The organism is Pseudomonas protegens (assembly GCF_003732485.1).
GTDB lineage: Bacteria > Pseudomonadota > Gammaproteobacteria > Pseudomonadales > Pseudomonadaceae > Aquipseudomonas > Aquipseudomonas protegens_B.
Map to the genome: position 1 here is coordinate 131,454 of NZ_MOAK01000081.1, position 9,703 is coordinate 141,156.

A 9,703-nucleotide genomic window follows, 5' to 3' on the forward strand; every position below is an offset into this window, starting at 1 on the left:
TTCCAGATCAGGCTTGCCTGGTTTGAGATTGAAAAGTTTGAAAGCTTTTTAGTCAGACGATTTAAACGGTTCACATGGACGCAAGTCCAAGCGATACGCAGCGGTAGTTCAGTCGGTTAGAATACCGGCCTGTCACGCCGGGGGTCGCGGGTTCGAGTCCCGTCCGCTGCGCCATATTCGATAACCTGGAACACTGAACGCCAGGTCATCACGGAAAGCCCGCTAACGCGGGCTTTTTTCTGTCCGGGATTTGGCTTTGGGCAAATCCGGCACCTAAAAAAGCGGCCCGCAGGCCGCTTTTCTTATTTTCAGGCCTACTGCTCGGCGTTCCGGCTGTGCCGGTAGTCACTGACAGCTTCGTACACCGCTTTGCGCAAGCGGTTGATACCACCGATAGGGCGATGGGCCTCAATGCCGAACCAGGGATTGAAGGATTGATTGTCGCAGGCCAGGTTTTGCGCCGGAGTGTCGAAGTCCTGGGCGGGGATCGTCAATCGGGCCACGGTTTCAAACGGTGCGTCGCTTTCTTTCCACTCGATACTGGTGTCTTCGATCGGCATGAACCGGCTCGGATCCTGGCGCTGGATCTGCAGCACGAAGCAGGCTGGCATCCGATCGGTGGAGAGCTGCTGGGTCAGTGCGCTGCGCAGGAAGTTGGGCAGGTCCTGGTTCTGCGCTGGCAAGCTGTAGGCCGGGCAGTTGTCCGGGTCCGGCATGACCCGGAACTTGGCGTTGGCGTTACCGAACTTGTAGGGCGAGACCGAAAAGTAGGTGGCTTGGGTCGGGCTGGTCGGTGCTGGCGACAGCGTTGCCAGGGCGATGAACAGATGGCGGATCTGCCAACTGCGAGGATCCCAGGCTGGGAAGAAGGCGCCGACTTTCTTGCCATCCGCCTGGGCGGCAATGTTCTGTTGATACTCCGCCACATCGCTGACGAAGAAGTTCGGATGATTGAACATCACGAAGTCCTGCTCGCGTCGCGCCGACTCCGCGGGGATCAGCTGTTGCCCAGGAACATCCAGCAGTTTGATCGCCATGCCGCGGGCATCGCGAATGCTGTCGAACTGCGGATAGGCATTGCCGTTTGACAAACGCACGGTCGCTTGCCAGGTCTGGCCGGGGTTGGCGAATACACCCTGGCGCAGTTCCGAATTCAGGTCCTTGAGCACCTGGACCTCGGCTTTCACGCAGCCATGAGCCTTGGCATGGGCATCGCGCAGGTAGCGCGTGCCTTCGCGATGCTGGTCGACGATGCGTACGGCGGTCTGGATGATGTCCTGGGTGCGTGCGGCTTCATCGGCGGGAATCTGCTCCTGCACCGCCACCGGGCCACGGTGTTGCCAGGCGAACCAGGCGCTGGACAGCGCCCAGGCCAGCAGGCCGATGACCGCCAGCAGTAACAGCGTCTTGCCCAGCAGCGCACCGAGGCGTAGCCAGAGCCTGCCCAGCAGGGACGGTCGTTTTCTTGCGAGATCGAGTTTCATGGCAGCTGTGACTCCAGAGGTCCGCCCAGCACTTTCAAGTATTCCAGCAGCGCCCAGCGCTCTTCGGGTTGCAGCAGAGGGCCGATGACGCCGTTGCCACGCTGGCCGGCACGGAATTCGTGGCCGCTGTTGTGGTTGCCGCTGATGCGGGTATCGAATTCAAAGCCGTTCTTGAAGGCTTCCGGGCGATAGCCCAGGTGCTTGGGATCGTATTCGAAGGTGCCTCGATAGAAGGTGGTAGAGCGTTCGGATTGCGGTGAAAGCAGTTGATACAGGTTGGGTACCGAGCCGTTGTGCAGATAAGGCGGTGTCGCCCAGACCCCAGCCAGTGGCCGAGCCTTGTAGGCACGTAGCTCCCGCACGCCGATCGGCAGGCCATAGCCATCCAGGCGTGGCCGTTCCTCGGGGGTGACCTTGGCATCGCGGTAGGCACGTTCCTCGACGAAGGCGGTGATGTAGGCCAGGCCCTTGGCGGCCGAGAGTTGGCGCAGGTCCAATGGTTCAGTGGGCGTCGGGTGCAGTTCGACGTTGGACTTGGCCAGTTCGGCGATATCCCATTGCAGGGCACTGAGGTCATAGCGCAGGTCGGCGATATTACTGGCGGAGTTCGGGTCGGTGCCAATCACCGAGACCGGGAGCATCTTCAGTTGCTGCACCGGGCGGCCATTGCTCTCGCTCACGGTTGGTAGGTGACAACCGGAACAGTGGCTGGCGAACAGACTGCGGCCCTTGGCGGCCAGAGGTTTATCGACAGTGCCCAGCAGTGTCTCCGGCCAAGTGGGAGGCTTCAGACGTTGCAAAGTTTCTTCTATATGGTTGAGGTCGCGAACCCGAACGCTGGACGGGTAGCGGGCATCGCCGGTGAGGGGCTGGCCGTCGCTGTCGAACAGATTGAGGGTGGCACCGACTCCCAGGGCTTCGCCGATGTTGCGGGCCATGGGTTGCTGCGCCGAACCGTTCCACTGCACCCAATCGAAGGTCCAGATGTCCCACAGTTGCGGGTAATCCACCGGGGCGTTGGCGATCCGATAGTTCTGCGCAGAAATGGCATCGCCGAAACTGGCGTTGGCTATGCGGCCGAAGGCATCGGTACGACCCGGGCCTTCCTCGGTGGGGTAGAGACCTCGATGGGTATCGTTCCACGCTACTTGGAGGAAGGTGTCCAGCGAGACCTTGAAGTCCTTGCGCAGTTGTTCATGTTGCGCGTCATAGTCTGCGCCCAGCACTTTGCGGGCGAAACGTTCGAACTTCCATGGGTTGTAATAGGTTGCGGCCAGGCTGGCTACCAGTGCTTGGCCGAAACTGCCCCCGCGCAGGGTTGGCACGCTTGAGGGCAGGACGTGTTGCGCCGACCCGCCATCGATCCGCAGTGCCTGATGGTTGAAGCGCAGCTCCCCGGTGTGGCAGGCGGCGCAGGTGATGTCCAGATACTGTTCCGGGCTGCCTGGGTTCTGGTGGCGGGCGAACCCTACTGGCAGGTTTCCAGGATTCTGCGCGGTGGCTTTCTGTCCGGGCTGAACCAGGAACCCGAAGCGTGCCAGGTACTCCGGCGCCGCAAAGGACTGCTTGGAGAAGGGCAGTTCCAAGGCTGCGAACCATTCATAGCGCAGGCCTTTGACCTGAGTGCCTTGGGGGGTGAAATAGTAGGTCTGGCGGTCGGCGGCATCCCACTGGTCCAGATAGTGCACCTGCTCGACGGGCACGTAGTCGGGAAGCTTGGGGTTGGCGATGTAGTACAGGACTACGGCCAGGATTATGCCGATCAACACGGCAATCAACAGCAATACACGGTAGATGAGGCGCAAGATGTACGTCCTTGTCGAATTTGCTTTCCTTATGCCTGAGCGTCTTAGGCGCGGCAAGTAGCCATTACTTGCGCTATGGTTATTTGCGCTCGTTCCGGCGCCTCACGGGGCCGCCTGAGCGGGCGTTCCCCAAAGCACAAAACGTGTTTAAAGACGTGAACTTATCGGACATTTACTACTCTTACGCCGGTAGCCATTGGTCGTGGTCGCCTGATAAGCTCGCGGCTTTATTCGATTGCCCTTTAGGCGCATGAACAAGGAAATAGCATGAAACAGCATCGGTTGGCGGCGGCGGTGGCCCTGGTTAGCCTGGTACTTGCGGGTTGTGATTCGCAGACCAGCGTAGAGCTGAAAACCCCGGCGCAAAAAGCTTCCTATGGTATCGGCCTGAACATGGGCAAGAGTCTCGCCCAGGAAGGCATGGATGACCTGGATTCCAAAGCGGTAGCCCAGGGCATCGAAGATGCCGTCGGCAAGAAAGAACAGAAGCTGAAGGATGAAGAGCTGGTTGAAGCCTTCGCCGCGCTGCAAAAGCGTGCTGAAGAGCGCATGGCCAAGATGAGCGAAGAGTCGGCGGCTGCCGGAAAGAAATTCCTCGAGGAAAACGGTAAGAAAACCGGCGTGACAACTACCGCTTCCGGCCTGCAGTACGAAGTGCTGAAGAAGGCGGATGGTCCTCAGCCCAAGCCGACTGACGTGGTCACGGTTCACTACACCGGTACTTTGACCAACGGCACTGTATTCGACAGCTCGGTGGAGCGTGGCAGCCCGATCGATCTGCCGGTCAGCGGCGTCATCCCAGGTTGGGTTGAAGGTCTGCAACTGATGCACGTTGGTGAAAAGTACAAGCTGTACATCCCTAGCGACCTGGCCTACGGCGCGCAAAGCCCAAGCCCGTCGATCCCGGCCAACTCGGTTCTGGTATTCGAGCTGGAGCTGTTGGGTATCAAGGATCCAGCCAAGCAGGACGCCGCCAAGTAACCTGTCTCAGCGCCTGAAGCAACGCCCCGTTCTTACGGGGCGTTGTCGTTTCTACGGGACGCTACTGGTAAATATTCCGAACCGGCGCCATCGTAAGCGGTCAGAACTGGGTATCAGCGGTGGGTAGTCTGTGAAGGCAGCCAAGTCAATGAAATTATGGGTTTTTTTATGTGAGTAAAAAACGCCCGATCTGAGCTAAGCCCTTATGAAACGGGGCTTTCAGCGGTGAAAAATAGCTCTGTTCACAAGGTTATCCACAATTTGTGTGGATAACATTTCAGTGGAGTGATGATGAAAGCACCCTGGAGTTTTGCCCGCTTCCTGCCCCTGGCTGGTCGGTTGCTGAGCCGTGGCCGTTTACCGACGCTATTGTTCGCCGTGGCCAGCAAGGGGGCTAGCCAGGGTGGTCGCCTGGGCAAGGTCAAGGAGGACCTGCGCCTGCTCCAGGCGCTGTGCCTGGCTTACTGGCGAGGGGAGTATCGGGCCGTGAGCCCCAAGGCTTTGCTATCGGTGGTGGCGGGGTTGATGTATTTCCTCAGCCCGGTGGACGCGATTCCCGATTTCATCCCGGTATTGGGCATGCTTGACGACATCGCCGTGCTGGCGTGGTTGATGAAGACCCTGGATGACGAACTAGGCGCCTTCCGCTCCTGGCGTAATCGCCAGATGCCGGAAAAACTAGCTGTGGTCGAGCGTCTGCCGGATACACCGGAACAGTTGCAACTGGAAGGGCCACGGAAAAACTGAGGCGATTGACTCGCTCCCTCAACAATCATGCTCCCCGCGACCGCCGCCGCTGTTAGGATTACACTTCAAGGGAAAAGTCCGACTCGGTAAGAGTCGTTGTCCTACGGGGTAGTAATGGATATTCAGATTATTGAACGCGATGGCGAGCCCGAATATGCGGTTCTGCCGTGGGCTCAGTATCAAGCTTTATTGACAGCCGCAGGTCTCACCGAACAACTACCGCACGCCGCTGCAACCTCTCAGGCGGCACCACCAGCCCAGAGTCTTCCGGGCCTGGATCAATTACGCAATCTGCGCGAAGGGAAGGGCATCGCCATCGAGGCGCTGGCCCGCAAAGTAGGTATCAGTCCGTCTTACCTGGCCCTTATTGAAAGTGGCGAGCGTCAACCCGACGCTGCGATTCGCCGCAGCTTGGCCTGGGAATTGACGGTGCCGGGGTGGAGGGAGCAATCGTGAGTGTAAGGATCAGTCGTCAGCACTGGGATGGGCTGTTGGGTGAGCTGGATCAAGCCCGTCGCCAACGCCATCTTTTAACCTACCGGGCATTGCTGGAGCGATTGCAGCTGCCTAGCCCGGCCATGCAAACCTTGACGGCCGCGCTGGAGCATCTGGCGGCCCTGGATGCCCGGGCCGAACAGCCATTGCGCAGCTCATTGGTGATCAGCCAAGGGGCCAGCCGTTTGCCTCGTACCGGATTCTTTGAGTGTGTGGAGCGCTTGGGACGTTTTTCCGGGCCATCCGATGGCGTGGCCGCTGCTTCATGGCACGCTTCGGAAGTGGTGCGCGTGTTTGAGTACGAATATCCCGAATCAGCGGAGGCTTGAATGTTCTGGCGACTCAAGGCGCGACTCAGCTATTGGCTGGCGCGCCGGTTGTTTCATTGGCCGTGGTTTATCCGCGAACCCCGCAGTTGGCGCTGGATGGAGGGGCAATTCGCACGCATGGCCAATCTGGGGGATGTCGATGCGCAAAGTTTCTACGGACACATCCTGACCTTTCGTGGGCAGGGGCTTGGGGCACGGGAGGAGGGCATTCGCCTGCTGCGCCTGGCGGCTTTGGCCGGTGACGGTAAAGCCGCCTATCAACTGGGGGTAATCAGCCTCGCCGGCTCCGCCAGCAAGGCTCCTGATGCCGCTGAGGCGAGCCGTTGGTGGACACTCTCGGCCAAGGCCGGGCATCCCCTGGCGGAGCTCAAGCTGACGCAGCTGAATCAGTCTTCGCATCCCGATCCCGCATCGGCTCGTTGAGCGCCTCTTTTCCCAAGCGGGCTGCAGCTTCCAGGCTGTCGATCACGTGGATGCTGTAGCCCTGAACATTCTTGGCATGATGCTTGGCCTGGGAGGCCAGTTCTGCCAATTGGCTGGAGTCCAGTTGTCCACAGGCCTGTGGATACAAGTGCACGACGCCGATGGACAGTGACAGCAGGGGGAACTCCTGACGTACTCCTTGACGGTTGGGGGCGACAAAGCAGCCAGCCTCCAGGTGTTCGCTGCGGTAGAAGCGCCGGCACTGACTGTGAAAGTCGTCCAGCAACTGGTTCAGGCGCCTGTGCCAGTCTTCAGGTCCGAGCACCAGCAAGAAATCATCCCCGCCAATATGCCCGACGAAGTCACGACTTGGATCGACCCGATCATTCAGGCATTGGGCCAGGCATAGCAGCACTTCATCGCCACGGCCATAGCCGTAGATATCGTTGAAGGGCTTGAAGCTATCGATGTCCACGTAACAGATCACTGACTCGCGCCCTTGCTGCAGCAGGCGGGTCAGGCATTGCTGGATAGGCACATTGCCCGGTAGCAGGGTCAGGGGATTGGCATAGCGCGCTTGCTGGATTTTCAATTCGGTGATCAGTTTGAGCACATCGATTACCCGTCCCAGCCCCAGGTAGTGCCCGTTCAGGGTGATGATGAAGTCCTCCTCGATGCGTTGCCGGGCGCGACTGGTGATCAGGCGGCTCACCTGTTGCAGAGACTGGCTGAGTTCGACGGCGAGGAAGTCGTCATTCATCAGACGGCTGATGGGTTTGCGGGCAAAAAGATCGGTAGCGAATGGCTTGAGCAGGGCATCCGAAAGCGAATGTCGGTGGACGATCCCGCAGGGGTGGCCCTGTTCGTCGAGGACCGCCAGAGAGTTGAGGTTGGCTTGCCGTCGAAAGGCTTCCAGCACGGTGGCTGTCGGTGTGTTACGGGCCACGGCGGGCTGTTCGTTGAGCAGCGCGCTGAGGTCACTGCCTTCATCGTTGAGTGTCACGCTGGTGTGGTCATGCTTGGGCATCATTGCCCGGGCATCCCGGGGCGGTTGTTCCTGAGGCCGGCACAGCAAGTAGCCCTGGACCAGATCGACACCCATTTCACTGAGCACCGCCAGTTCCTCGAGCATCTCGATCCCTTCGGCGATCACCTGGGCGCGGGATGCCTTGGCAATCTGCAGGATCGAACCGACGAATTCGCGCTTTAGGGCGTCCTGATGGATGCCATCGATAAAGTGCCGGTCGATCTTTACATAGTCCGGTCGCAGCTCGGACCACAGGCGCAGGCTGGAGTAACCGGCGCCGAGGTCATCCAGGGCAATGGAAAACCCCATGTCCCGGTAGTGATGCAGGGCATTGTGCAATAGCTGAAAGTCGTCGATGGGGGTCTGTTCGGTGAGTTCGATTACCACCTGGCTCGGAGGAATGCCAAAGTCCTGCAGCAGTTGCAGGGTGCGGCCGGGTTGGTGGGTCGCCTCCAGCAGGGATTCCGGAGATACGTTGAGGAACAATTTGCCGGGTAACTGCTGTTCGCTGAAACGTTTGCAGGCGCTGTGGCGGCAAGCGATCTCCAGTTCACTCAGGCGTCCGGCCTGGCGGGCCACAGCAAACAGGGCGACCGGGGAGTGCAGAGGGCTGTTGGAGGGACCGCGGCTCAAGGCTTCGTATCCGAGAATGCGTCGCTGCGAGAGAGAAATGATCGGTTGGAACAGGCTGTGCAAACCGCTTTGAGCCAGGATTGAACTCAATGCACTGAGCTGTTCGGTCGTGGTCATGGCGATCTCTGTCGATAAAATAAGGACCGGGTACCGCTCCTGATTCAAGAGCGGCGCCCGGTCCTTTATTTCACGACAGAATGATGACTGTTTAATGACGATCCGAGGAGCGATCGAATTAAATTGCCATCATCTTCAGTGCTTGGCCACCGAGGTGTTTAGCTTCAGATAGTCCAGCAGAATGCGCCCTGTTTCGCTCAGATAGGCGTCGTCTTCTGGCTTGGTCTTGTCCGGCTCGGCAGCAGCCAGTGCATCTTCGTCTTCTTTCTTCAGCTCTTTGAGCGGTTCTTCACCCTTGGCCTTGCGGCGAGCATTTTCCAGCGCCAGTTGCTTGGCTTCGATATCGGCATGCTGTGCCCGACGATCCGCTTCGTTGAGGCTGACGGTTTTTTCCGCCATCAGCTTCTGTGCCAGGGCCAGCTTGTCGCGGATGAACACGAACTCCGGATCTTTCGCCGAACGGCTTTCATGCTCGGCCTTGAGTTGGGCCAGGAACGGCTTGAATGGATCCACTGCCGGCTTGATGGCCGGGCGAATGGTGTCCCATGGCATGGCTTCAGGCAGTGCGCTTTCGCCGATTTCCTTGGTGTCGATGATCGACGGGTAACCGATATCCGGAAGAACGCCCTGATGCTGGGTGCTCTGGCCGGAAACCCTGTAGAACTTGGCCAGGGTCAGTTTCAGCTCGCCATGGTTCAGTGGCTGAATGGTTTGCACTGTACCTTTACCGAAGGTCTGGCCACCGATGATCAGCGCCCGGTGGTAGTCCTGCATGGCGCCGGCGAAGATCTCCGAGGCCGAGGCCGAGAGACGGTTGACCAGTAGTGCCATCGGGCCTTTGTAGAAGGCGCCGGGGTTTTCATCTTCCAGCACATCCACGCGACCGTCGGCGTTGCGTACCAGTACGGTCGGCCCCTTGTCGATGAACAGACTGGTCAGTTCTGTGGCTTCCTGGAGAGAGCCGCCGCCGTTGTTGCGCAGGTCGATGACCACACCGTCGACCTTGTCTTTCTGCAACTCGGTTAGCAGTTTCTTCACGTCACGGGTGGTGCTCTTGTAGTCCGGATCGCCAGCACGGAAGGCCTTGAAGTCCAGGTAGAAGGCCGGGATCTCGATCACCCCGAGCTTGTAGTCCTTGCCATCCTGCTTGAGGTTGAGGATCGACTTCTTCACCGCCTGGTCTTCGAGCTTCACCGCTTCGCGGGTGATGGGCACGATCTTGCTGGTCTGGTCGTTTGGCGCATTGCTGGCCGGAATCACTTCCAGGCGTACCAGGGTGCCTTTCGGACCACGGATCAGCTTGACCACTTCGTCCAGGCGCCAGCCCACTACGTCGACCATTTCCTTGTTGCCCTGGGCAACACCGATGATCTTGTCTGCGGGAGCTACCTGTTTGGTCTTGTCTGCCGGGCCTGCCGGTACCAGGCGCACGACCTTGACCTGATCGTTGTCGCTCTGCAGTACGGCGCCGATGCCTTCCAGCGACAGGCTCATGTTGATGTCGAAGTTTTCCGCGTTATCCGGTGACAGATAATTGGTGTGCGGATCGTAGGACATGGCGAAGGTATTGATATAAGCCTGGAAAATATCCTCGGCCCGGGTCTGGTCCAGGCGCGCCAGCTGATTCTTGTAGCGCTTGGTCAGCGTCTCTTGAATCTGCTT

General features: G+C 59.2%; 9 protein-coding genes and 1 tRNA gene. 6 read left to right on the forward strand and 4 right to left on the reverse strand.

The genetic code is table 11. The annotated features are described in order from the left end of the window. Positions 1 to 97: 97 nt before the first annotated feature. Positions 98 to 174 (forward strand) — tRNA-Asp (locus BLX41_RS24445). Between the two features lie 140 nt (positions 175 to 314). On the opposite strand, the gene BLX41_RS24450 is transcribed toward BLX41_RS24445, so the two are convergent. Both BLX41_RS24450 and BLX41_RS24455 read right to left on the reverse strand, forming a co-directional pair. After that, on the reverse strand, positions 315 to 1,484 hold the full coding sequence (locus BLX41_RS24450; RefSeq protein ID WP_123726956.1) for a catalase family protein: 1,170 nt from the start codon (positions 1,482 to 1,484) through the stop codon (positions 315 to 317). Beyond that, entirely contained in the window at positions 1,481 to 3,289 is a 1,809-nt protein-coding gene (locus tag BLX41_RS24455; protein WP_123726957.1) for a di-heme-cytochrome C peroxidase, read from the reverse strand. Before BLX41_RS24455 ends, BLX41_RS24450 begins: the two co-directional genes overlap by 4 nt. A 267-nt stretch (positions 3,290 to 3,556) precedes the next feature. On the opposite strand from BLX41_RS24455, the gene BLX41_RS24460 reads away from it, so the two are divergent. From BLX41_RS24460 to BLX41_RS24480, 5 genes are all read left to right on the forward strand, one after another. Then, a complete protein-coding gene (locus BLX41_RS24460) occupies positions 3,557 to 4,270 on the forward strand; it encodes a BamJ family beta-barrel-assembly machinery protein (RefSeq protein WP_123726958.1) in 714 nt (237 codons plus the stop codon). A 291-nt stretch (positions 4,271 to 4,561) separates the two neighbouring features. Further along, positions 4,562 to 5,017 carry a YkvA family protein gene (locus BLX41_RS24465; RefSeq protein ID WP_123726959.1) on the forward strand — a complete coding sequence of 152 codons (456 nt, stop codon included), beginning with the start codon at positions 4,562 to 4,564 and terminating at the stop codon, positions 5,015 to 5,017. Between the two features lie 114 nt (positions 5,018 to 5,131). Continuing rightward, positions 5,132 to 5,473 (forward strand): helix-turn-helix domain-containing protein, encoded by a 342-nt coding sequence (locus tag BLX41_RS24470; protein WP_123726960.1) that lies wholly within the window; start codon positions 5,132 to 5,134, stop codon positions 5,471 to 5,473. Next, positions 5,470 to 5,841 carry a hypothetical protein gene (locus BLX41_RS24475; RefSeq protein WP_003179080.1) on the forward strand — a complete coding sequence of 124 codons (372 nt, stop codon included), beginning with the start codon at positions 5,470 to 5,472 and terminating at the stop codon, positions 5,839 to 5,841. The genes BLX41_RS24470 and BLX41_RS24475 overlap by 4 nt, the downstream gene beginning before the upstream one ends. Next, positions 5,842 to 6,264 (forward strand): SEL1-like repeat protein, encoded by a 423-nt coding sequence (locus BLX41_RS24480; RefSeq protein WP_123726961.1) that lies wholly within the window; start codon positions 5,842 to 5,844, stop codon positions 6,262 to 6,264. On the opposite strand, the gene BLX41_RS24485 is transcribed toward BLX41_RS24480, so the two are convergent. Both BLX41_RS24485 and BLX41_RS24490 read right to left on the reverse strand, forming a co-directional pair. Beyond that, positions 6,209 to 8,041, reverse strand: a complete 1,833-nt coding sequence (locus tag BLX41_RS24485; protein WP_123726962.1) for a bifunctional diguanylate cyclase/phosphodiesterase — start codon at positions 8,039 to 8,041, stop codon at positions 6,209 to 6,211. The genes BLX41_RS24480 and BLX41_RS24485 overlap by 56 nt on opposite strands. Positions 8,042 to 8,176: 135 nt before the next feature. Then, positions 8,177 to 9,703 (reverse strand): carboxy terminal-processing peptidase (locus BLX41_RS24490; RefSeq protein ID WP_259745144.1); only part of this gene is annotated, 1,527 nt, incomplete at its 5' end.